The organism is Paenibacillus oralis, from assembly GCF_003863965.1.
GTDB classification, from domain to species: Bacteria; Bacillota; Bacilli; order Paenibacillales; family Paenibacillaceae; genus Fontibacillus; species Fontibacillus oralis.
Genome location: NZ_RRCN01000001.1, coordinates 2,830,717 through 2,852,781 on the forward strand (window position 1 = coordinate 2,830,717; position 22,065 = coordinate 2,852,781).

Below are 22,065 nucleotides of genomic sequence, written 5' to 3' on the forward strand. Positions count from 1 at the left end.
AGGGAGGGAAGCCTATGAGCCTGGGGAACACGCTGCTGATCAATTTGGGCATGCTGATTGCGGTCGCTTATGTGGCCAATGTTATGCACAAATATGTATTCAGGAATCTTTCGCCGCGCGTCAATTACATGCTGTCCGTTCTGGTGATGATTGTGGCGGGCTGGATTTGCATTAAATTCGGATTCTCGCTGGATGAGCGGATTATTTTCGACCTCCGGATCGTTCCGTTGATTATTGCGACGCTGGTTTATCCGCACCCGCTCACCTTGCTTGCGATCGGGCTTGGGATCGGCTTGATGCGATTGTCGTTTGGCGTAAGCGGCGCCGCGATCTTCGGGCTTGTGAACTTGACGGTGCTCGGAGCAGTCTGCGCCGGCCTGCGCATTTGGTTTAACCGGGCGAAGCAGGGCTTTGCCTTCATGGGGATTGTCACGATCCTGACCGTTAACATCATAAATTGCTTGAACATTATCTTTTTCGGGGCTACCCCTATACATACCTATCTGTTTAAAATTATGCCGATCATGCTCCCGCTCGCCGTTCTCTTTAGTTTTGTATTCACGTTGATTCTCCGCGATTTTCAGATGGGACATCGGCAAAATTTGGAGCTGAAGCATGCCAACGAGCTGCTGCGAAAGCAGACGGACGAGCTGCATAAAGCGAAAATCGGGCTGGAGGACCGGGCCAAGCAGCTGACGCTCGCTTCCGGCTACAAATCGGAATTTTTGGCGACGATGTCGCATGAGCTGCGGACGCCGTTGAACAGCATCATCAATTTGGCGCAAATCATCGCCGAAAGCGAGGATGCCGGGGACGAACTGCCGGAGTATGGACGGATCATCTACAAATCGGGCCATGACCTGCTGCAGATCATCAACGACATCCTCGATTTGTCCAAAGTGGAGGCCGGGCGGCTGGAAATCATGAACGAAGAAGTGGTGCTGACGGAAGTGGCGGATTGGATGCAGGTTCATTTCGACCATATTGCCTCGCAGAAAAAGCTGGCGTATGAGGTACGGGTGGAGGAAGGGCTGCCGGCAACGATCGTTTCCGATCCCCATCGGATCGCGCAGATTTTGCGGAACCTGCTCTCCAACGCTTTTAAGTTCACGGATAAAGGAAAAGTGACGCTTAACATACGGAGGGCCGCACGCGGCGAAGTGCCGCAAGGGGAATGGATCGTGTTTGCCGTAACCGACACCGGGATCGGCGTTCCGAAAGAGCAGCAATCAGCCGTATTCGAGTCGTTCCAGCAAGCGGACGGATCGATCAGCCGCAGATACGGCGGAACGGGGCTTGGCCTGCCGATCAGCAGCAACCTGGCCCGCCTGCTCGGCGGATTTCTCCGCATGAAAAGCGCCGAAGGGGAAGGCAGCGTGTTTTCATTTTATCTGCCCCTGCAGCCGGCGGAGACCGAAAGAATGGAGTCAAGGCTTGCCCAAGGCAGATAAACATCGCTACAATAGATGAAAGTATAATTAGTTCAACTTAAGAAAGGATGGATATAAATGGATAAACAAGTAATTTCAACGACTTCCGCGCCCGGAGCGATCGGGCCGTATTCGCAAGGGGTTCAACTGGGCGATCTGGTCTTTACTTCGGGACAGCTGGGTCTCGTTCCGGAAACCGGACAATTTGCGGAAGGCGTGGAGGCGCAGGCCGCGCAAGCGCTCCGCAACGTTAAAGCCGTGCTTGAAGCGGCCGGAAGCGGGCTGGACAAAGTCGTGAAAACGACGGTGTTTCTGAAGGATATGAACGATTTTGCCAAAGTGAACGAGGTGTACGGATCGTTTTTCGCCGAACCGTATCCGGCGCGCAGCGCCGTTGAGGTGGCCCGCCTGCCCAAGGACGGCCTCGTCGAAATCGAAGTCATCGCCGTAAAATAAAACAGCGAACCGAGGGAACCCGGCCTTTGCGGGCCCGTATGTGCCTTGCCGGAGCCGCCGGAGGAGAAGCGAATCTCCTTCGGCGGCTTCAGGTTTTATATAACCCGGTTTTCGTATAAGATGGTAGTAGCAAAATTGGATGGAAACAGGAAATCGACGGGAGATCATCATGAATCAACGTCTATATGGAATATGGCTGGGGGACGTACTGTTCTGTTTCTCCGGTGAAATATCTGAAGCGAAGGTGGATGCATGGACCTCGGTGATGAGGCGCGTAGAGCCGGAGCCGGGCGTGCGGCCATTCGGGCATGCCGCGCTGCGGCTGGCGGAGGTCCGTTTTCCGGTGTCCTCCGTCCGCAAATCGTTTAAGTCCGGAGAGCGTAAAAGCCTGATCGGCCGAACGCTCGAAGGGTTGGCGCTCCCCGTCCCCGAAGCCTGGCGGCTACTGCTGGCCTGGGAGAAGACCGACTGGGAAGGACAGGGGGTCAAGCCCGGGGCAGAGATGAGCTATTGGAGCAAGGCGGCGCAGTTTGCGCTGGAACTGCTGCTGCGGGGGCGGATCGCGCCGGGAAGCAGGCCGGTGTCGGCCGGCGGGCGGCGCCGCGGCGCGCAGGCGCTGCGCCGTCCGGCTTGGGGGCCGCTGCTGACGGCGGAGCGGGATGCGAAACGGTTCCGGCTCCTGGCCGGCTCCATGCCTCCCGTCTGCCTGGCCGCAGTGCAAACCGGCGCCGCCGAAGAAGAAGCGGCGCTCCTCGACCGGCAAATGTCGGTGCTGCATTCCTTTTTGATGGCGATGATCGATCACGAGACCAGGGCTGCGGCCGGCGAGCTTGGCCGGAAGCTGAATCCGAGCCGTGCGGATTACCGCAGGGGGCATTCGCCGCTGGCCGAGCTGTGGTGGAATGGGCTGCTTAGCGGCGGACAACCGGTGGACATACAGGGAAGCGCGGCGGAGCTGGAGCAATTGACGGAGGAGATTGCGGGGGCCGGAGGCGGCCGGCCAAAGTCTCCCGCACAGGAAGCGGGAGCGCCGGAGACAGGGAGCTTCCGCTTATGCCTGCGCATCGAACCGGAAAGGGACTACGAGCCGGAGGCAGAGGCAGAGGGCGAGGCAGAGGGCGAAGAGCCGAATCTGCCGCTGTGGCGGCTGACGTTTTGGGCGGAGGGGGCCGAGGATGCCGAGGTGCTGCTTCCGCTGCGGCTTGTTTGGAGTTATCCGCAGCGGGATATGGAGATTCGCGGGCGGCTCTACCGGAACGTGCAGGAACAGGCGCTGCTGCGGCTGGCCAAAGCGGCGGAGGCGTCCCCGGAAATCGCCGCCGCGCTGGATGGGCCCCGGCCGGATGGCTTGCTGCTGGCGCCGGAGCAGGTGTATTCGTTCCTCAGCAAATCGGTGTCAAGCTTACGCAAAAACGGGGTCACGGTACAGATGCCCTCGCGCTGGACCCGGCAAGGCCGCCGTACTTCCGGCATCCGCCTCAAAACCCGGGGCTGGGCGGGCATGCCGGGAGACGGCGTGCAGGAAACGCCCCGGATGGGCGTCGAGCAGTTGGTCGCATTTGAGGCGGCGGCGGTGCTGGACGGCCGGGAAATTTCGCGGGAAGAGCTGGCCGAACTGGCTGCGGCGAAAACGCCGCTCGTTTTTTTCCGCGGTGAATGGATCGAGATCGATAACAAGGAAATCCGTCAGGTTCTGAAATTTATGAAACGCCATGAAAACGGTGCGCTGACGTTCCGCGAACTGATGCATCTGTCCAGCGGCGCGGGCGAAGCGTTGTTTGACGGCGTGGAAGTCGAGAGTATCGAGACAGCGGGAATGCTCACCATGTTGATCGAAGGCGGCTTGGCCCGCAGCTCCCGGCCCCGGCCTGTTCCCCCCGGGCTCAACGGCACGCTGCGGCCGTATCAGGAGCGGGGCTACCAATGGCTCGCCGCGATGCGGGGGCTCGGCTTCGGCGCCCTGCTCGCGGATGATATGGGGCTTGGCAAAACCGTACAGGTCATCAGCGTACTGCTGGACAATGCCACCCGCTTTGCCGGTCAATCCTTGATCGTTTGCCCGACTTCCCTGCTCGGGAACTGGCAGCGCGAATTAAGCCGGTTCGCCCCGGAGCTCAGGCTGTACGTTCACCACGGCAGCGGCCGCTGCCACGGAGAGCGGTTTATCGAGGCGTGCCGTGACTGCGACGTGATCCTGACCACCTATCAGCTTGCCGGCCGGGATGCCGGGGAGCTGCGGGCGCTGGAGTGGGGCACGGTGGTGCTGGATGAAGCCCAGTACATCAAAAATTTCGGGACCAAGCAGGCCCAAAGCGTGATGAAGCTGAGCGCGTTCCATCGGATCGCCATGACCGGAACACCGGTGGAAAACCGGCTCAGCGAATTGTGGTCGATCTTTCATTTCCTCAATCCCGGTTATTTGGGGTCCAATGCGTCTTTTCGCGCGCGTTATCAGGCCGGCGCCGAGGAGCAGACCGGCGAGCTGCAGAAGCTGCGCCGTTTGGTTGCGCCGTTTATGCTGCGCCGCTTGAAAAGCGATCCGGATATCCGCAAGGATCTGCCCGAAAAAATCGAGCTGAAGTCTTACTGCGCGCTTACCGTGGAGCAAGCCCGTTTATACCGGTCGGTGACGGAGGAGCTGTTGGCGAACATCGGCGGGCAGGGCGGCATCGCCCGAAAAGGGCTGGTGCTGTCCTCGCTGACCCGGCTGAAGCAAATTTGCGATCACCCCGATCTGGTGGCAGGGAGAACCCGCGCCGGGAACCCGGTTTTGCGGTCCGGCAAATTGGAGCGGCTCGGCGATCTGTTGGACATCATTACGGACAACGGGGAAGCGGCGCTGATTTTTACGCAATATGTGCGGATGGGCGAGCTGCTGCAGGAGATTTTGACCGACCGCTACGGGGAAAGGCCGTTTTTTCTGCACGGCGGCGTGGCGAAGGCGGACCGGGACCGTATGGTGCGCCTGTTTCAGGAAGGCGGCGGCTCGCCGCTGTTCGTGCTGTCGCTGAAAGCCGGCGGCGTGGGGCTGAATCTGACGCGGGCGAACCATGTTGTCCATTATGACCGCTGGTGGAATCCGGCGGTGGAGAACCAGGCCACGGATCGGGTGTTCCGCATCGGTCAGGAGAAAAACGTCGAAGTGCATAAGCTGATTTGCCAAGGGACGCTGGAAGAACGGATCGATGAATTGATTGAGCGGAAAAAAGCGCTGTCTGAGCAGGTCGTCGGCTCCGGCGAGCAGTGGCTGACGGAAATGAGCGACGACGAGCTGCACAGCCTGATTGCGCTGCAGACGAACAGCATCCTGGAAGGAGGGATCGGATGAGCCGCAGGGCATCGCTAACGGAGGGGAGGGAGTTCTCCCTGAGCCTTACGGCAGACGGACTGGTCTGCAAAATAGGAGGGGAGCATGCGGTGACGCTCCCCTTGGCTCCGGCGGCGGAGCGGGAGCGTGCGGGCCGCGCCCTGCTGCGGCGGCTGCAGGAGCGGCCGCGCGCGCTGGCTGCGCTGCTGGAGCGCGGGGCCGCCGGGATCGCGGCGCTGCTGCCGGAGCGCCCGCCATGGCGCGAGGCGGCGGGGCCGGGCGGCGGCGACAGCGGCGGAGGCGGCCGCGGCGATAGTAGCAGTAGCAGCGGCGGCGGTGGCGGTAGCGGCGATAGCGGTGGCAGCAGCGGAGGCGACAGCGACGGCAGCAGCAGCGAAGGCGGCAGCGGCGTGCGCTGCGCCTGCGGCGAGCCCGGCTGCGCGCGGGCGGCCGAGGCCGTCGCTGCCGCCGAGGCCGCCTGGGCGCGGGACGCCGCGCTGCGCCTGGAGGCGCTCGGCTGGACGCCCGAGGCGCTGGCCGGCGCCGTGTGGGCCGCCTGGGCGGCCGCCGCGCCGCTGCCGGACCCCGAGGCGGCGCTGCGCCAGGCCGCCGGGCCGCGCGAAGGCGAGCGGCGGGCGTCCGGGCCGGGCGGCGGCGGCGCGGCCCTGGCCGAGTGGCTCGCCGAGGCGGCGGAGCAGGGCCGGCTGCACGAGCCGGGGCCGGAGTTCCACGACATCGGCGTGGAACTGGGCCGCCCGGACGCGGCCGGCGAGCCGCCGGGCGGCCCGGACCCGGCGCCGTGGGCGGCGCTGCTGCCCGGCGTGCCCGGCGCGGCGCAGGGGCTGGCGCTCGTCGCCGCCCAGGTGCGGCAGCGGGCCGAGCGGCTCGCCGCCCCGCTGCGCGGCAAGCCGCGCTGACGCGCCGCCCGCGCCCGGCGAGCGCAGGCCGCCGGCACCGCCGCGGCAAAGCGCATCGCTGACCGTTGATGAAGCTGCGGCAGTTCAGTCCCCCCAGTTAAGGGTATAAAATGTCCTTATTCCGGCGATATCCGTCCACTTGAGAGAAATAGAGGCGTTTTATGTCGCTATTTTCTCAAATTGCAAGGAAATGCCCGGGTTCTGGACCCTTCATAGGTGAATAAGGACAAAAAATGCCGCTAATGGAGATGAACATGCCTGGCTACGGGCAATAAGTACATAAAGTTCCGCTATTTTGCAGGCTCCGCTGACGGTTGGGCTTTTAACCGATCCGAAAGGGTCGGTTTTTACTTGCTATCCTGACAACGTCCTAACTAAACAAGAGCATTCCTTCGCCCCTTCGGCCGGTCCTCCGCTCTCTATTGACGGTATGGTAAAACTAACCTATCCTTTATTTATTCCGACTAGTCAGTATAAAACAAGCAGGTGAAAACATGCCCAAATTAGGTACGGAGCCAAAACGCCGTGCGGACGTCATCAATGCTACATTGACCTATATCAGCAAGCACGGAATGGATGGACTTACGTTGGATAAGGTTGCAGAATACGCGAACTGTTCGAAGGGGTTGTCACTTACTACTATAAAAACAAGGATCATCTGACGAGCGAAGCGTTTAAGGCGTTTCTGGCCTACTATGGCATCAAAATCCAAGCGGAAATCGATAGCTCCATGAATGCCCATGAAATGTTGGACGTGACATTAAAGTACATTTTGCCGCCGTTGGAGCCGCCTCGTGATGACGAGCAAAGGAAGATTAATGTTTCGCAGATCGGCGGAATCGAACGGATGAATATCCCTTATCACGATCAGGCCAGGCTTTTTGTGCAATTTTTTTCGAAAGCGGCGATGGATCCCCGTCTGCAGGAGGTTTTGTCGAGAAGCTATACGACGGACCTCCAGGGAATAGCCCGGATTTTTGAATACGGCCATGAGTCGGGACATCTTTCAGCCCTGGATGCGGCCGGCGCTGCTTATGGGCTGCTTGCCATGGTTGCAGGTCTGAGCTTTTTTAGGCTCACCGAAATTCCGACACCAAATGGCGAAGATAACCGCTTGTTTTGTCATGACTATATTCAAAGGTTTATCGCTAAAAAATAAAGGAATCCGATGAGGAGGATCGCTGTGCAAATCAAAAAGGTAGAAGCTAACGGACACGATATCGCGGTCGTGAGCGGCAGCGAAGTGGTCATTTATGACGTTCAGTCCGCTTTGGATATGATGGCCACCGTACGATATGAAACAGGTTGCGACCGGATCGTGATGAGCCAATCCCTGATAAACGAAAGCTTTTTTGATCTCAAAACCCGCTTGGCGGGCGAGATTATTCAGAAGTTTGTTATTTATCAATTGAAAGTTGCCATTGTAGGCGATTTTTCGAGGTATGCCAGTAAAAGCCTGCGGGACTTCATCTATGAATCCAACAGCGGAAATGCTCTCTTTTTTATGCCGTCCGAACAGCAGGCGATTGAAAAGTTAAGTACGGCGAAATAAAGGTTTGGATGCGGCGGAGGAAATGGGGCGAAGAAGGCGCAACAAATTGACAAACCGGCCGAATAGCTGCAAAAATTGCAGTTACTTTGGCCGGTTCCGGTGGGAGAATGCTTAATAGATGTAAAAAGTACAGTTATTATTCGGCATCTGAGGGAAGTTGGAGCTTATGCAGGAAATACCTGCACTTTTTACAATTATTCTAGAGAAACTTAGCTAATTCTCGGAAATAGTTGTACTTTTTGCATTTATTCCTCCGCTCCGCACAGAGTTACAGAGCTGGCATCGCCGGCTCGCTCTCGTCCGCCCCCGCCTTCACTCGCTTGCACCCGCCCCCACCCGCACCGCATACCTACTCCGGCAAAGCGGCTTCGGATACGCCCATGATTTCCTTGCGCAGGCCGTGCATTTTTTTGTCCAGGGCGTCGGCGGCCTTGGCGGCTTCGGACAGCTCGCGCACGACGTGCGGCGGCACCTGTTTGTCGTATTTGTAGTACAAAATATGCTCCATGCTCGCCCAGAAATCCATCGCGAGCGTGCGCATCTGGATTTCGACTTTCATCCACCGCTGGCCTTCGAACAAGGTGAGCGGCACGGCGACGATGACGTGCAGGCTCTGGTAGCCGTTGGGCTTGGGATTTTCAATGTAATCCTTGACCTCCAGGACGGTGATGTCTTCCCGGTGCTTCAGATGGTCGAGCAGGCTGTAAATGTCGCGCACGAACGAAAAAACGATTCGCATCCCGGCGATATCGTGGATTTGGCTCACCATGTTGTCGACGGTCAGGTCCAGTCCTTTGCGCCCCAGTTTTTCGAGAATGCTTTTCGGCTCTTTGATCCGGGTTTTGATATGCTCGATCGGGCTGTATCCGTTATGGATTTTCCACTCCGTTTGGATCAGCTTGATTTTATTCTCCAGCTCATCCAGGGCAAGCTCGTACAGGAAGGGCAGTTTCTTCCACTCCTCCAGCTTGCGCAGTTCATCCTCACCGATCTCCCACTGGTACAGCTCCCTTAAGTCCAATTGCTTCAGCACGCTGTCGTCGGAATTCGTATCTAATACGCTCAAGGCTATCTACTCCTAATCACGTTCAGGTTGGTGAAGCTTCCCATTAGTTAATGGAACTCTCCCTTTACATTAGGTAATTCAAAAAGTCATCTTTTGATCACGAAGCAGATCACGAAGTATACTCGACGTCGAATCTTGAATTCAGCCAGGGACTTCCGGTGCTCACGTAGGCTTCTCCTACGCTCCGCTCCTCAGTCCCTGGCTTCATCCAACCTAAAGCGTTTTGAAAAAACGCACATCGGAAGCATAAGCTTCGGTGCTGAAAACCTGACTTTTTGAACTCTCCCTTTAATTGTACCGTGAACGCCGCGGCGAATCAAAAAAGAAAACGCATTCAACAAATGACGGAATGGCGAAATGCCGCGCCATGAGCCTAGGGGCGGTTTTCACTGAGGTGAAAAATCTGGTATGATAATGAATATTTCGCGGGGAGGAATCATCATGAATTTTTTACAGCGATTAAAAGATGGTGCGGGAAAAGTGACCGATCGTGCACAAAACGTCGTTGAAGTCGGGAAACTTAATACGCAAATTTCAAATATCGAACGGGAACTTGGTTTGTATTACCAAAAAATGGGTGAAATCTTCTACGAAGGTTACCGCAAGAAAGACATGTCTTATGCGGAGAAAGAGATGCTTGATTTGGCCAAAACCTGCGATTTGCTGGCCGAGGAGCGGGACGAGATCCGGGCCAAAATCGCCGAGCTCAAAAACGAGCGTTTGTGCGGAGCGTGCGGAAGGACGGTGGCCGAGGACGCCGTTTTCTGCCAGTACTGCGGACATAAGCTGATCAAACGGAAATCGGTCATTCCCGAGGATTTGATCGAGCCGGCAAGGGCTGCGGCGCCGACGGTGGAGGATACGAGAACTCCCGTCGTGCCGGAAACGCTGGAGAAGGAAACGAAGAGAAGCATTGACCTGGAGCAGCTGCTGTTTTCGGCCGATCTGATCGAATCCGCGGAGAAGAGGGACAGCGAGGCGGTTCGTGAACCGGCCGATCCCGAGGAGGAGGAGCGGCTGCAGCGCAATCTGGAACGGGAACGCAGACGCCAGGAGGAGCTTGACCGGCGGATTCGCTCCTGGACGCAAAAAGCGGAGCAGCCGGATGAGGAGAAAGCTTCGCCGACCATCACGGTCGCAACCGTAAAATGCCAAATCTGCGGGTCGATGCTTGTCAAAGGCACCAAGTGGTGCCCGCATTGCGGCTCGGAGCAAATATAGACTTGCGAGTTCGCGGGAGATTTGGCGCAGGTGTTTCAGGGGGTGCATAAGATTTCACGGTAATGTCACAAACGTTTCCCGCTGATCGGGGAGATGATACGTAGTAATAGTTAGGATGCCCGCCAAAACGCGGGGGATGCTATACGCATCAAACCATAGAGATCAGGGAGCGTGAATTTGCATGGAATGCATCGTCCATTTTGAAGTCATGCACAGTGAGGGACCGAAGGAGTTGAGGGGGCTTATCTTTTTGGACGAAGGCAAGCTGCCGACGGAAGCGGATTTTTTGAAAATGTTCGAAGAGATGGGGTATAAGCTGCGGCTGACGGATCGGGAGAACCTGGTTTTTGAGCCGATCGACTCCGGCGCCGGTTACAGTAAAATCCGGGTGCGCCGCCTCGATACGGGGGAGAAAAGCTACAAGGAAGACGGCGAGTTAAAATCGCTGCTGTCCAACCTGATGCCGCGCGAGTTCCGGCCGATATAAGCTGCTATAAGCCGTTTTTTTTCGTCCCTGTCACGGAGCCGGCGCTGAATTTCTACAAAATATTCAAGAAAGGGACGAAATCCCTCTTTATTTCCCTGGGCGATTTGCGTTATACTTCTGACATTGCTTAAAAGAGGTTCGACGTTTTTCTCGTATAAGTGCGGGGATTGGCCCGCATGTTTCTACCTGATCACCGGAAATGATCGGACTACGGGAGGAGCTCTATTTTTCGCGTCTTTTCGCGTCCCCGGGGGTTATAGGCCAAGCGGCTGTCCAAACAGGTTCGGGAGGCTTGCGGCGTTAAGCTGAAACTTAGAGCGACTCGCCCTCACGTGGTCCATTTTCCGATTGTGGAAAATGGGCTTTTTGTTTTTTGCAGGAACGAAAATTGAAGGGGGAAGGTTTGCAATGAAGCTGCTCAAGGAGAAGGTTATGACCGAAGGCATCGTGCTGAGCGATCAGGTGCTCAAAGTCGATTCCTTCCTGAATCATCAAATGGACCCGGAACTGATGCGGGAGATTGGAGGAGAGTTCGCCCGCCGTTTTGCCGGAGAAGAGATCACCAAGGTGCTGACGATTGAATCCTCGGGCATCGCCCCGGCGATCATGACGGCGCTGGAGCTGAAGGTCCCGATGATTTTTGCGAGAAAGCATAAATCGTTGACGCTGAAGGACGATATTCTTGTGGAAAAAGTGTACTCGTTCACGAAGCGGGAGACGAACGAGATTACGGTGTCCAAAAAATTTCTGTCCGACAGCGACCGGGTGCTGATCATCGACGACTTCCTGGCCAACGGCGAAGCCGCCTTCGGCCTCGCCCGCATCGTCGAGCAGGTTGGGGCGGCCGTCGTTGGCGTCGGCATCGTCATCGAGAAATCGTTCCAGCCGGGGGCGCGCCTGTTGGTAGAAGCGGGCTACCGCGTCGATTCGCTGGTCCGGGTCGCTTCGCTGGAAGACGGCGTAGTCACCTTTGCCGATGAGCTTGATTAATCGTATTAACTAAACGCAGTTGCAGTTATTCATCGTATTAATGAATTTCGGGGGGAAAGGTTCAGCATGGAACGAGAACGTATTTTTCAGCATCACAGGCATCCGCTTAAAACTTTTTCGCTGGGCATCCAGCATGTGCTGGCGATGTATGCCGGCGCGGTCATTGTGCCGCTGATCGTCGGCGGTGCGCTTAACCTCACGCAAGCGCAGCTTACCTATCTGATCGCGATCGATTTGCTCGCCTGCGGCGTGGCGACGCTGCTGCAGGTATGGGGGAACCGCTTCTTCGGGATCGGGCTCCCGGTGATGCTGGGCTGCGCCTTTCAGGCGGTTTCGCCGATGATCGCCATCGGCCTGCAGGACGGGATGGGAGTTTCCGCCATCTACGGGGCAATTATTGCCTCAGGGGTGTTCGTTTTCCTGTTTGCCGGCTTGTTCGGCAAGCTGATCGCCTTATTTCCGCCGGTGGTTACCGGTTCGGTTGTAACGATCATCGGGGTCACCTTGATTCCGGTGGCCATTTCCGATCTGGGCGGCGGCAGCCCGGGCGAAAACCCGGATTTCGGCAGCCCGCTCAATCTGGCGCTTGGCTTTGGGGTGATGCTGTTCGTCATCCTGATGAACCGTTTCGCCAAAGGCTTTCCGCGTTCCATTTCCGTCCTGCTGGGTTTGATCATCGGGACGCTTGCGGCCGCGCTTGCCGGCAAAGTGGACCTGACACCGCTGAAGGAAGCGGGCTGGTTTCATGCGATCCAGCCTTTTTATTTCGGCAAACCGACTTTCCATGCGTCGGCGATTTTGACGATGATTCTGGTGGCGATCGTCAGCGTGGCCGAGTCGACCGGGGTGTTTATGGCGCTCGGTAAAATCGTGGACAAAGACATCACATCGAAGGATTTGACGCGCGGCTACCGCGCCGAAGGGCTGGCGATCATTCTGGGCGGGATTTTCAACTCGTTCCCGTACACCACGTATTCGCAAAACGTTGGCCTTGTCCAAATGAGCCGGGTCAAAACCCGCGACGTCATCGTGGTCGCCGGCGGGCTGTTGATCCTGATCGGCTTCGTGCCCAAAATCGCCGCTTTGACGCAGCTTGTGCCGACCTCGGTGCTCGGCGGGGCGATGATCGCGCTGTTCGGGCTCGTGCTTTCCTCCGGCATCCGGATGCTGGGGGATCAGGTCGATCTGAACCGGCACGAAAATCTGCTGATTATCGCCTGCTCCGTAGGCATGGGGCTGGGCGTGACGGTGCAGCCGGATATTTTCGACCGGCTGCCGGCGGCGCTCCGCATTTTGGCGGATAACGGCATCGTGGCGGGCAGCGTTACGGCGATCGTCATGAACCTGCTGTTCAACGGGCTGGGAGGACCGCGCAAGGCCGAAGCCGGGGAAGAGCTTAAGTAAGCCGTTTCCCCGGTGATGGACAAGCCCAGGCTACATCCGCTGCAGCTGTTTCTCCGCCAGGTCGCCAAGCCAAGGGAGCTTCAGCCATTTGCCCTGCAGCGCGGCCAGCATCATCACGACCCAAAGCGTGACGCCCAGCGCGGTCAGCAGCAGGTTGACGACGACGCCGATCACCGGCAGGAAGCCGGAAAGCGCGTGGGCCAGCATCAGCCCGCCGAACAGCATGACCGATTGCAGGGCATGAAACAGCACAAACCGGCTTCTTCGTTCAAGGGCCAAAAATGCGACGCCTCCCACAAAGGCTAGCAAATAGCAAAGAAATCCGGCGAAGTTCTCGTAAAGGCCGGTGGAAGATTTGAAGGGAGACACGGCATCACCTTCTTTCGCAAAGCTAGGTTCTTACTACCTAATGTATGACGAGCCCTCGGCGGTAAGAACCAGCTCTGCTTCCGGCGGCGCAAACCATTGCCGCAAAATATCGCTCACGATCGCCTCCGCGGCCTCCGGCCTGCGGAGGTTTTCAATTTCACGGGCTACGCCGGCAAGGCGCCCCTCATCGCTTAAGAGAGCTTCGATTTGACCCGTTAGCGTCGCGGAATCCTCGGCGACCATAGCCACGCCTTTTTTCTGCAGATAAAGGGCGTTGTTGAGCTCCTGTCCGGGGACCGGCCGATACAAGAAAATCGGCAGACGGCAGGCCAGCGCTTCCGACAGCGTGATTCCGCCCGGCTTGGTGATGATGCAGTCGCAGGCTTGCATCAGCGCGGCCACCTCGCTGACGTAACCGTAGACATGCACGTCCGGATGCTGGCCCAATTGCTTGCTCAGCCCGCGGTGCAAATTCCGGTTGCGTCCGCAAACGACAACGACCTGATGGCGCCCGGAAGCCACGAGCCGCCCGCAAATATCGCGGATGCCCGTCATCACCCCATAAGCGCCGGCCATGAGCAGCACCGTTTTTTTGCGCGGATCAAGCCGGCTTGCGATTTCGCCGCCTGGAGCCGGCTCCCTGAAGAAATCGGGCTTCAGCGGGATGCCGCTGACGACGATGTTCCCTTCGGGAATGCCGCGCGATGTCATCTCCCGCTTTAAATCGTCGGTTGCGACGTAATAACGGTCGACGCTTGGGTGAATCCAGCGCCCGTGCAGGTCAAAATCGGTGACGATATTGACCAGCGGCAGCGATTTGCCGGTCTTTTGGCTCAACTTGGGCATCGCGAGCTGGGGGAACGTATGGATGATAATATCGGGCTGCAGCTGGTCGATGGTCTGCTGGAGTTTTCCCATGCCAAACGAATTGATGACGCCGAGCGGCGAGGCCTCAAACTGCATTTCTTTGGTCGCGTTATACACCCAACCGTAGATAAGCGGCAGCGTGCGGAAGCTTTGCATGTACACGAACTTGGTCAGCTCATTCAGCAGCGGATGGGCTTCGGCCATTAAATCCAGCAGGATGATATCGGCAATGCCTTTGCCGCGGAAGCTGGCTTCGAGGGCTTTGGACGCTTGAAAATGGCCATCCCCGTAACTGGCGTACAAGATCATAATTTTAGGCGTTTGATAAGTCATGAAGATAATATCACTCCTGTTTAAGTCGAGCTGACTTTTTGCATTTAAACCTTATTTTAACCTACGGCCAGGCATATAAATATAATTAATGATGGCGCAGAGTAAAAAATGTATGTTTGGAAGAAGCTGAAACCTGGTGCTGAATATGCTACAATGAAAAAATAGGAGGTCATCCAAAACTAGCCCAAAGCGACTGCATAAAAACATGGATCAAGACATTTCGCGTTCTCTGGCATCGGAGCATTTACCTTAAACGTTCTGGGAGGGAATTCATATGGCAACGAAAGGTCACGATGAAGTTAAAGAAAGTTTACGGGAAATGACCCGAATCTTCAAACCGAAAGATCCGAAAAAATTCGTGAAAGAATATGTTCGCAAGTATCGTATTATGGGCGGCTACGAAGAGGAATTGACCCACCTGGTTGAGCTTGAGCTAGGCAAGCTTGATTCATCCGTATCCTAGCATTTGAAGCTGGTATGTATCGTTCCGGCGCGGAAACCGCGTCCGGAACGTTTTTTTCTTTTCTATCTACATATAATAAAAGGAATGCATCATCGTCAAATTTTCGTTTTGCCAATCAATGAGGGGAGAATCGGAAGGCGTGAAAATACGAATAAAAACGAAAGAGGAAATCATGCGGATGAGGGAAGCCGGCCGCATTTTGGCGGAGTGCCACCAGGGGATCGCCGGACTGATCGGTCCGGGGATTACGACGCTGGAGATCGACAGCTTTGTCGAGTCGTTTCTTGCGGGGCGTGGCGCCACGCCGGAGCAAAAAGGATACCACGGTTTTCCGTTTGCGACTTGCGCTTCCGTCAATGATGTCGTCTGCCACGGGTTTCCGGGCGACCGCAAGCTGCAATCGGGGGATATCGTTACGATCGACATCGTGGTCAATAAAAACGGCTGGCTGGCGGACTCGGCCTGGTCCTACCGCATCGGGAAGGTCGGACCGGACGCGGAGAAGCTGCTCCAGACGACGGAACAAGCGCTTGGCGCCGGGATCGCCCAGGCCTATCCGGGCAACAAAATCGGCGACATCGGTTACGCTGTGCAGCGCGTGGCGGAGGCTGCGAACACCGGCATCGTAAAGGCGCTGATCGGGCACGGCATCGGAAGATCGATGCACGAGCCGCCGGATGTGCCGAATTTCGGGCGCCCGAAGAGCGGGGTTACGCTGAAGCCGGGCATGGTCATCACCATTGAACCGATCTTTACCGGCGGCGATACGGGAGCCGTGCTGTGGGAGGAGGACGGCTGGACGATCCGCTCGGCGGACGGCAGCCTGGGGGCACATTATGAGCATACGCTGGCCATTACGGAGGACGGTCCGATGGTGCTGACAAAATAAGGGAGAGCATTGGCTCTCTTTTTTTTTGGCTAAAATGAAATAATGTTTAAAGAAATGTCAAAAATGAAGCGAAGCCGGAAAACGCCATCGAGCAGCGGAAAAACGCAAAAATTGGTAGCCCTTTCGACATATGTCGAAACTTAGAAAACGCTCACAAATCCTTTTGTGATGCGCCTTTTCGGGTTTTTGAACAATTTGTGAACTCCCCTTCGATCATTGACAAAACAGGGGTTCGATCATATATTTAATAGGTGATTGTTGTAATTGACAGGAATGTAGTTTCCGTGATACGCAGGTAGAATTTTTGAGCTCTTGGCTCACTGGAAACCCTGTGCCAGATCGGAAGAAATCGGAAGAAGTGGGGTAGATGAATGATGAAACCGTGGAAGGTTGTAAAGCGGCTGTTGCCTTTGTTTGCTGGACTTTCGCTCCTCCTGTCCGCATGCGGCCGCGAGGACTTGTCTGTGCTCAGACCGCAGGGGCCGGTAGCCGAAGGGCAACTAGGACTTATCAAGCTGTCGATTTCGATCATGATCGTCGTCATGCTGATCGTGTTCGGCATCGCCGCTTACGTCTTGGTGAAGTACCGGCGCAAACCGGGACAAACCGAAGTGCCGAAGCAAGTCGAAGGCAACTTTAAATTGGAGATTATTTGGACGGCCATCCCATTAGTTCTGGTACTCATTCTGGCCGTGGCTACGGTGCAAAAGGTGTTTGCGATCGGCGAAGACTACTCGAAGGATAAAAATGCCGTCAAAATCAAAGTGACGTCGCACCAGTTCTGGTGGGAATTCACGTATCCCGATTACGGCATTACGACGGCCCAGGACATGGTTATTCCGACCGACAAGAAGATCGCGCTGGAGCTGAAAACGGCCGACGTGCTGCACTCCTTCTGGGTGCCTTCCCTGGCGGGGAAAATCGACACGAATACGGACGGAACGATCAATAAAGCCTGGCTTGAGGCTTCCAACGAAGGCGTTTACTTGGGAAAATGCGCCGAGCTCTGCGGGAAATCCCATGCGTTCATGGAATTCCGGGTTAAAGCGGTGAGCGATGATTCTTTCAACAAATGGGTGGACTCCATGAAAGCCCCGGTTCAAACGATCGCCGACCCGGAATTGGCGGAAGTGTTCAAGACGCAATGCTTGAGCTGCCACGCTGTCGGTGACCAAGGCGGCCCGGTCGGACCGAACCTGACGGGGATCGGAAGCAGAGAAACCGTTGCCAGCATCTTACATAATGCGGAAGGGTCCGGCAAATCGGTGGACGGAAAACCGATCAAGGATAATTTAGTGGAATGGCTGACGGATCCGCAAAAAGTGAAACCTGGCAATAAAATGCCGAGCCCGAAGGAAGACCTGGGGCTGTCGGATGACCAAATCGAAGCCATCGCCGATTATTTGGCAAACAGCAAATTATCTTACTGATGGATGGATAGCAATTTAAAGGGGGTACAAACCTTGGCTCATGCTCACAGTGTCAAGCGGCACAAGGGTTTGATGGACTGGTTAACGACGGTCGATCACAAAAAAATCGCCATCCTGTATTTGGTGGCGGGCGGATTTTTCTTCGGGATCGGCGGGATCGAGGCGCTGCTGATCCGCGTGCAGCTCGCAAAGCCGATGAACGACTTCGTTTCGGCCCAGCAGTTTAACGAATTGATTACGATGCACGGCACAACGATGATCTTCCTCGGCGTCATGCCGGTCATTTTCGCCCTGATGAACGCGGTTATCCCGCTGCAGATCGGGGCTCGCGACGTGGCGTTTCCGTTTTTGAACGCGCTCGGATTTTGGACGTTTTTGTTCGGCGGCCTGCTGCTGAACCTCAGCTGGCTGATGGGCGGCGCTCCGGATGCCGGATGGACGTCCTATACGCCGCTGTCGTCAAACACTTACAGCCTGACGCATGGCGTGGACTTCTATACGATCGGCCTGCAAATCGCCGGTTTGGGGACGTTGATCGGGGGCCTGAACTTCCTGGCGACGATCATTACGATGCGCGCGCCGGGCATGTCCTTTATGCGGATGCCGATGTTCTCGTGGACGACGTTTATCACTTCGGCCATCATTTTGTTCGCGTTCCCGGCGATTACGGTCGGCCTGGTGCTGCTGACCTTTGACCGGATTTTGGGCGCCAATTTCTTCAATGTGGAAAGCGGCGGCAACCCGGTGCTTTGGCAGCATATTTTCTGGATTTTCGGTCACCCGGAGGTGTACATTTTGATTTTGCCGGCTTTTGGGGTGATTTCCGAAGTCATTCCGACTTTCGCGCGCAAGCGGCTGTTCGGTTACAGCTCGATGGTGTTCGCGACGATTTTGATCGCCTTCCTCGGCTTCATGGTCTGGGCGCACCACATGTTTACGACGGGGATGGGACCGGTCGCCAACGCCCTGTTCTCCATTTCGACGATGCTGATCGCCGTTCCGACAGGGATCAAAATCTTCAACTGGCTGTTTACGATGTGGGGCGGGCAAATCCGCTTTACGACGGCAAATCTGTTCGCCTCCGGTTTTATCCCGACGTTCGTCATGGGCGGGGTCACCGGCGTGATGCTGGCTTCCGCGCCTGCGGACTATCAGTACCATGACACGTATTTCGTCGTGGCGCATTTCCACTACGTTATCGTCGGCGGCCTGGTGCTCGGTTTGTTTGCCGGGTTGCACTACTGGTGGCCGAAGATGTTTGGACGCATGTTAAGCGAGAGATTGGGCAAAATCGAGTTTTGGACGTTTATTATCGGTTTCCATATGACATTTTTTGTGCAGCATTTCCTCGGTTTGATGGGCATGCAGCGCCGCGTATTTACGTATTTGCCGAACCAGGGCTTTGATCTGATGAACCTGATCAGTACGGTCGGCGCGTTTTTGATGGGCGTGGGCGTCATCGTGTTCTTGATCAATGTCGGAATTACGGCAAGACAACCGGCAGGCGCCGCGAATGATCCTTGGGAAGACGGACGTACGCTGGAATGGGCCATTCCTTCGCCGCCTCCGGAGTACAACTTCAAGCAAATTCCGCTGGTGCGCGGGCTTGACGCTTTCTGGAAAGAGAAGATGGCAGGCAACAAGGAAATGACGCCGGCCGAACCGGTAGGGCCGATTCATATGCCTTCTCCGACGATTCTTCCGTTCGTCATGTCGGTGGGCCTGTTTATCGCCGGTTTAGGTTTTATGTTCACCAATGATGATTTCGGCAACAGTTTCCTGAATCTGCTCTTTAATAAGTACATTGTAGTCATCATCGGTTTGGCAATTACGCTGGGGTGCATGCTGCTTCGTTCGCTGTATGACGATCATGGCTGGCATATCGAACCGGAAGAATCGAATGAGAAGGAGGTCACGGCATGACGACACCACATGCGCATCAGGCTACGGTTTTGCCTCATGAGCCGGAGAAGGCGACGCTGGAAGGACGCAATAAAATCCTGGCCTTCTGGTTGTTTCTCGGAGGCGAGGCCGTCCTGTTCGGCACGCTGTTCGCCACCTTCTTGACTCTGCGGAACCAAGTCGCCGACGGTCCGTCGGCGGCCGAGCTGTTCAGCCTGCCGATGACGGCGGCCGCGACGTTTATCCTGCTGGTGAGCAGCTTGACGAGCGTATTCGCCATCCAGGCGATGCACCGCGGCGACAAGAAGAAGCTGGCTACATGGCTGGCCGTCACGGTCTTGCTCGGCTTGGCGTTCCTCATCCTGGAAATTTATGAGTTTTACGAATACGTACATCATAAAGAATACGGCATGACGACGAGTGCGTTTAGTTCGGCCTTTTACACGCTGGTCGGGTTCCACGGGGCGCACGTCTTGTTCGGGATCCTGTGGATCTCACTGTTGATCGGGCAGCTGTTCAAAAAAGGCCTCACCGTCGTAACGGCGCCGAAAGTGTACGTATCGGCCATTTACTGGCACTTTATCGACGTCGTTTGGGTGTTCATTTTCACGGTCGTCTACCTGCTCGGAAAGGTGGTATAACAGATGGTGAACCAAGAAACAAACGGCACGCAAGCGGTCAAACACCATCAGCGGCATGAGGGCCCGCAAAAGCATATCGTCGCTTTCGTGTTCTCCATCGTTTTGACCTTGATCGCTTTCGCGGCGGTCGCCGCCGGTGGAGTGAATGCGGCGTTTACCGTCATTCTGCTGCTGGTGATGGCGGTGCTGCAGGTGCTTGTGCAGTTGGGATACTGGATGCACATGAAGGATAAAGGCCACATGATTCCGATCCTGTTTATGTTCGGGGGATTCTTTGTCGCTTTTACCGCGGTCATTGCCGCTCTATACTGGATGTGGTGGTAAGATGAAAAAAGAGGCGGGTCTGATCCAGAGATCAATGGCCCTCCTTTTTTTTTCACAATTTAGACAGAAAATTCGGCGGCGGAGGGAGGTTTTACGGTGCTTGGATTAGAATATTTTAAATTTGAGGATGTTTGGAGTCCGGTATTTCTGGCCTTTATGCTGCTGGTTACGGCGGGATATTTCGTGCTGATCGGTCCGGCCGGAGGGAAATGGGCCGCGGAGGAACGCGTCCCGGCGGGGAGAAAGCTGCTGTTCGTGGCCGGGATGGCGATGCTTTATCTGGCTCAGGGCGGTCCGGTCGAACTGCTGGGACATATGATGTTCAGCTTCCATATGCTCAGCATGGCATTGTCTTATCTGGTTGCTCCGCCGCTGCTGATGTTGGGCATTCCGCCCTGGGTGTGGCGGAAAGTCGCTTCGTTTCTTGCCGGCAGCCCGCTGCGCCATCTGCGGTTTTGGGTGAAGCCGGTGGTGGCGGCCGTGGTGTTTAACGGATTGTTTTCGTTTTACCACATCCCGGCGGTTCACGATTACGTGATGCTGCATTTCGGCGTGCACCGGCTGTATTACATCGTCCTGTTTGCCGCCTCGGTGCTGTTGTGGTGGACGCTGGTGAACCCGCTGCCCGAACGCCCGGGCGCGCAGGGGCTGAAGAAAATGGGGTTTATTTTTCTGAACATGGTGCTGCTGACCCCGGCCTGCGGTTTGATCATCTTCGCGAAGGAGCCGCTTTACGCGACCTACAGCGATCCGAACGTGTGGGCGAGAGCGATGGGATACTGTGTTTCGGGGAATCCCGAAATGCTGTTAAGCCAATTCGGCGGCCCGCAGTTTTTCGGGTTCCTGGAACCCGGCATCGACCAGCAGGTGGGCGGCATTTTGATGAAGTTCATCCAGGAGTTTATATTTGCCTCGATGCTAGCATATGTTTTTTACCAGTGGTACAAGCAAGAAAATCGCGGAGGCGACGACGAGGAGCTGGCGGCCCAGCTTGCTGAGGCTCCTGAGCGTTCTGGGGTGGGTGAACTTGCCGAGGCTCCTGGGCCTTCCGGGGATTTCGGGGTTCCTAAGTCTTCTTAGGTTCGTGAGCCTTCCGAAGTTCCTAAGTCTTCTGAAGTTCCAAAGCCTTCTGAGGTTCGTGAGCGCTCTGAGGCGCGTGAGCTTTCCGGGCTCCGGTCGGATACGGCGGTTCTCCCGCCGGGGAAAGTTGCGGAATAGATGCCTTGCGCGGGTTAATGCTGGATGACGGGGCCGACGAGTTGCTGTTTGTTACCCTCGGATATTGAGGCGTACGGAGCTTCTGGCACGATGAAAACGGCCCTAGCTTGCCTTTCGGTACGCGTTCCCGTGCTGCACGACGGTGCTGAAGATTGTCCAGTAATTGCGCTTGACCAGTGGGGGCGCCGCGAATGATCGATCTATCCGGTACAACTATCCGGTACAACTATTCGGCACATTTTTATGCTAACGGTTGTCATAGCGCTTATTCAGGCGAAAAAACGAAGGTTTCATTTCTAACGGTTGTAATCGCGCTTATTTGGGCGAAACAGCCCCTTTTCCTGCAGAAAAACGGGAAATAAGCTCGCTGGCAACCGTTACATCTTGTAGCTCCCCGTTTTTACCCAAATAGCGCCGCTCACAACCGTTAGATTTTTCGCGCTTTTTTATGTACCCTTTTACGCACTAGTACCTGTTTCCGTCCGGTCAAGCACCGATTTCGATTTTGAACCGAAATAAACGGGGTGATTGGATATTTCCAATAGAAATGGAAATTCTCTGGAAAATACAGCGGCTAGATTGGATATTTCCAATAGATCTGGTCGGCAGGGTGCTAAACGGGCGATTTAAGCGAAATCTATTGGAAATATTCCAATGAGAGCCTTAAATTGCATTAGATTTCCGGCAATCTATTGGATTTTTTCCAGTGAGAGCCCGGCGCCAATGCTTACGAAGCGAGTTTTGTTCGAAGTATATTCGATGAAGTAACGCTCACAAAACTAAGCGAATGCTTACGAAG

Annotated in this window: 19 protein-coding genes, 1 pseudogene and 1 riboswitch; of the genes and pseudogenes, 17 read left to right on the forward strand and 3 right to left on the reverse strand. The window is 56.0% G+C overall.

Annotated elements, in window-relative coordinates; translation table 11 throughout:
- Nucleotides 1-14 precede the first annotated feature (14 nt).
- The 6 genes and pseudogenes from EHV15_RS12910 to EHV15_RS12935 all read left to right on the forward strand — a co-directional run bounded on the left by EHV15_RS12910 (nucleotide 15) and on the right by EHV15_RS12935 (nucleotide 7,662).
- Entirely contained in the window at nucleotides 15-1,451 is a 1,437-nt protein-coding gene (locus tag EHV15_RS12910) for an ATP-binding protein (protein ID WP_128631565.1), read from the forward strand.
- 57 nt (nucleotides 1,452-1,508) lie between these two features.
- A complete protein-coding gene (locus tag EHV15_RS12915; RefSeq protein WP_128631566.1) occupies nucleotides 1,509-1,886 on the forward strand; it encodes a RidA family protein in 378 nt (125 codons plus the stop codon).
- Nucleotides 1,887-2,055: 169 nt separating this feature from the next.
- A complete protein-coding gene (locus tag EHV15_RS12920) occupies nucleotides 2,056-5,214 on the forward strand; it encodes a DEAD/DEAH box helicase (RefSeq protein WP_128631567.1) in 3,159 nt (1,052 codons plus the stop codon).
- An 89-nt stretch (nucleotides 5,215-5,303) separates the two neighbouring features.
- The gene (locus tag EHV15_RS12925) at nucleotides 5,304-6,110 is read left to right on the forward strand and encodes a hypothetical protein (protein WP_128631568.1); all 807 of its coding nucleotides are present in this window, start codon (nucleotides 5,304-5,306) and stop codon (nucleotides 6,108-6,110) included.
- Nucleotides 6,111-6,604: 494 nt separating this feature from the next.
- Nucleotides 6,605-7,269, forward strand: a pseudogene (locus tag EHV15_RS12930) (TetR/AcrR family transcriptional regulator).
- 24 nt (nucleotides 7,270-7,293) lie between these two features.
- Entirely contained in the window at nucleotides 7,294-7,662 is a 369-nt protein-coding gene (locus EHV15_RS12935; protein WP_128631569.1) for a DUF4180 domain-containing protein, read from the forward strand.
- 349 nt (nucleotides 7,663-8,011) lie between these two features.
- Here the strand turns inward: EHV15_RS12935 and EHV15_RS12940 are convergent, their stop codons facing one another.
- Nucleotides 8,012-8,692, reverse strand: a complete 681-nt coding sequence (locus EHV15_RS12940) for a GTP pyrophosphokinase (protein ID WP_128635317.1) — start codon at nucleotides 8,690-8,692, stop codon at nucleotides 8,012-8,014.
- Between the two features lie 477 nt (nucleotides 8,693-9,169).
- Between EHV15_RS12940 and EHV15_RS12945 the strand changes: the two genes are divergently transcribed.
- From EHV15_RS12945 to EHV15_RS12960, 4 genes are all read left to right on the forward strand, one after another.
- A complete protein-coding gene (locus EHV15_RS12945) occupies nucleotides 9,170-9,949 on the forward strand; it encodes a zinc ribbon domain-containing protein (RefSeq protein ID WP_128631570.1) in 780 nt (259 codons plus the stop codon).
- A 181-nt stretch (nucleotides 9,950-10,130) separates the two neighbouring features.
- Entirely contained in the window at nucleotides 10,131-10,436 is a 306-nt protein-coding gene (locus EHV15_RS12950) for a hypothetical protein (protein ID WP_128631571.1), read from the forward strand.
- Between the two features lie 130 nt (nucleotides 10,437-10,566).
- A riboswitch (purine riboswitch) is annotated at nucleotides 10,567-10,667 on the forward strand.
- Nucleotides 10,668-10,844: 177 nt separating this feature from the next.
- Entirely contained in the window at nucleotides 10,845-11,426 is a 582-nt protein-coding gene (locus EHV15_RS12955) for a xanthine phosphoribosyltransferase (protein ID WP_128631572.1), read from the forward strand.
- Nucleotides 11,427-11,492: 66 nt separating this feature from the next.
- Complete coding sequence (locus tag EHV15_RS12960; protein WP_128631573.1) at nucleotides 11,493-12,830, forward strand: nucleobase:cation symporter-2 family protein; 1,338 nt, start codon at nucleotides 11,493-11,495, stop codon at nucleotides 12,828-12,830.
- 30 nt (nucleotides 12,831-12,860) lie between these two features.
- Here EHV15_RS12960 and EHV15_RS12965 read toward each other — a convergent pair whose 3' ends face one another.
- Entirely contained in the window at nucleotides 12,861-13,199 is a 339-nt protein-coding gene (locus tag EHV15_RS12965; RefSeq protein ID WP_128631574.1) for a DUF4870 domain-containing protein, read from the reverse strand.
- A 33-nt stretch (nucleotides 13,200-13,232) separates the two neighbouring features.
- Nucleotides 13,233-14,399 (reverse strand): MGDG synthase family glycosyltransferase, encoded by a 1,167-nt coding sequence (locus EHV15_RS12970; RefSeq protein ID WP_128631575.1) that lies wholly within the window; start codon nucleotides 14,397-14,399, stop codon nucleotides 13,233-13,235.
- A gap of 274 nt (nucleotides 14,400-14,673) precedes the next feature.
- On the opposite strand from EHV15_RS12970, the gene EHV15_RS12975 reads away from it, so the two are divergent.
- From EHV15_RS12975 to ctaG, 7 genes are all read left to right on the forward strand, one after another.
- Entirely contained in the window at nucleotides 14,674-14,862 is a 189-nt protein-coding gene (locus tag EHV15_RS12975) for a hypothetical protein (RefSeq protein ID WP_036626318.1), read from the forward strand.
- Nucleotides 14,863-15,001: 139 nt separating this feature from the next.
- Nucleotides 15,002-15,751: a type I methionyl aminopeptidase gene (map, locus tag EHV15_RS12980; protein ID WP_128631576.1), complete on the forward strand. Its 750-nt coding sequence runs from the start codon at nucleotides 15,002-15,004 to the stop codon at nucleotides 15,749-15,751.
- A 371-nt stretch (nucleotides 15,752-16,122) separates the two neighbouring features.
- The gene (coxB, locus tag EHV15_RS12985) at nucleotides 16,123-17,181 is read left to right on the forward strand and encodes a cytochrome c oxidase subunit II (RefSeq protein WP_128631577.1); all 1,059 of its coding nucleotides are present in this window, start codon (nucleotides 16,123-16,125) and stop codon (nucleotides 17,179-17,181) included.
- Between the two features lie 72 nt (nucleotides 17,182-17,253).
- Nucleotides 17,254-19,104 (forward strand): cytochrome c oxidase subunit I, encoded by a 1,851-nt coding sequence (gene ctaD, locus EHV15_RS12990; protein ID WP_178076056.1) that lies wholly within the window; start codon nucleotides 17,254-17,256, stop codon nucleotides 19,102-19,104.
- Nucleotides 19,101-19,724, forward strand: a complete 624-nt coding sequence (locus EHV15_RS12995) for a cytochrome (ubi)quinol oxidase subunit III (RefSeq protein ID WP_128631579.1) — start codon at nucleotides 19,101-19,103, stop codon at nucleotides 19,722-19,724. Before ctaD ends, EHV15_RS12995 begins: the two co-directional genes overlap by 4 nt.
- 3 nt (nucleotides 19,725-19,727) lie before the next feature.
- Entirely contained in the window at nucleotides 19,728-20,048 is a 321-nt protein-coding gene (locus EHV15_RS13000) for a cytochrome C oxidase subunit IV family protein (protein WP_128631580.1), read from the forward strand.
- Nucleotides 20,049-20,144: 96 nt separating this feature from the next.
- The gene (gene ctaG / locus EHV15_RS13005) at nucleotides 20,145-21,128 is read left to right on the forward strand and encodes a cytochrome c oxidase assembly factor CtaG (RefSeq protein ID WP_128631581.1); all 984 of its coding nucleotides are present in this window, start codon (nucleotides 20,145-20,147) and stop codon (nucleotides 21,126-21,128) included.
- The last annotated feature ends 937 nt before the right edge of the window (nucleotides 21,129-22,065 follow it).

Excerpts from the sequence above, each read along its gene's own strand:
- EHV15_RS12910 (WP_128631565.1), top strand. The coding sequence starts at position 15 with ATGAGCCTGGGGAACACGCTGCTGATCAATTTGGGCATGCTGATTGCG.
- EHV15_RS12915 (WP_128631566.1), top strand. The coding sequence starts at position 1,509 with ATGGATAAACAAGTAATTTCAACGACTTCCGCGCCCGGAGCGATCGGG.
- EHV15_RS12920 (WP_128631567.1), top strand. The coding sequence starts at position 2,056 with ATGAATCAACGTCTATATGGAATATGGCTGGGGGACGTACTGTTCTGT.
- EHV15_RS12945 (WP_128631570.1), top strand. The coding sequence starts at position 9,170 with ATGAATTTTTTACAGCGATTAAAAGATGGTGCGGGAAAAGTGACCGAT.
- EHV15_RS12950 (WP_128631571.1), top strand. The coding sequence starts at position 10,131 with ATGGAATGCATCGTCCATTTTGAAGTCATGCACAGTGAGGGACCGAAG.
- EHV15_RS12955 (WP_128631572.1), top strand. The coding sequence starts at position 10,845 with ATGAAGCTGCTCAAGGAGAAGGTTATGACCGAAGGCATCGTGCTGAGC.
- EHV15_RS12960 (WP_128631573.1), top strand. The coding sequence starts at position 11,493 with ATGGAACGAGAACGTATTTTTCAGCATCACAGGCATCCGCTTAAAACT.
- EHV15_RS12970 (WP_128631575.1), bottom strand. The coding sequence starts at position 14,399 with ATGACTTATCAAACGCCTAAAATTATGATCTTGTACGCCAGTTACGGG.
- EHV15_RS12975 (WP_036626318.1), top strand. The coding sequence starts at position 14,674 with ATGGCAACGAAAGGTCACGATGAAGTTAAAGAAAGTTTACGGGAAATG.
- coxB (WP_128631577.1), top strand. The coding sequence starts at position 16,123 with ATGATGAAACCGTGGAAGGTTGTAAAGCGGCTGTTGCCTTTGTTTGCT.
- ctaD (WP_178076056.1), top strand. The coding sequence starts at position 17,254 with ATGGACTGGTTAACGACGGTCGATCACAAAAAAATCGCCATCCTGTAT.
- EHV15_RS12995 (WP_128631579.1), top strand. The coding sequence starts at position 19,101 with ATGACGACACCACATGCGCATCAGGCTACGGTTTTGCCTCATGAGCCG.
- EHV15_RS13000 (WP_128631580.1), top strand. The coding sequence starts at position 19,728 with ATGGTGAACCAAGAAACAAACGGCACGCAAGCGGTCAAACACCATCAG.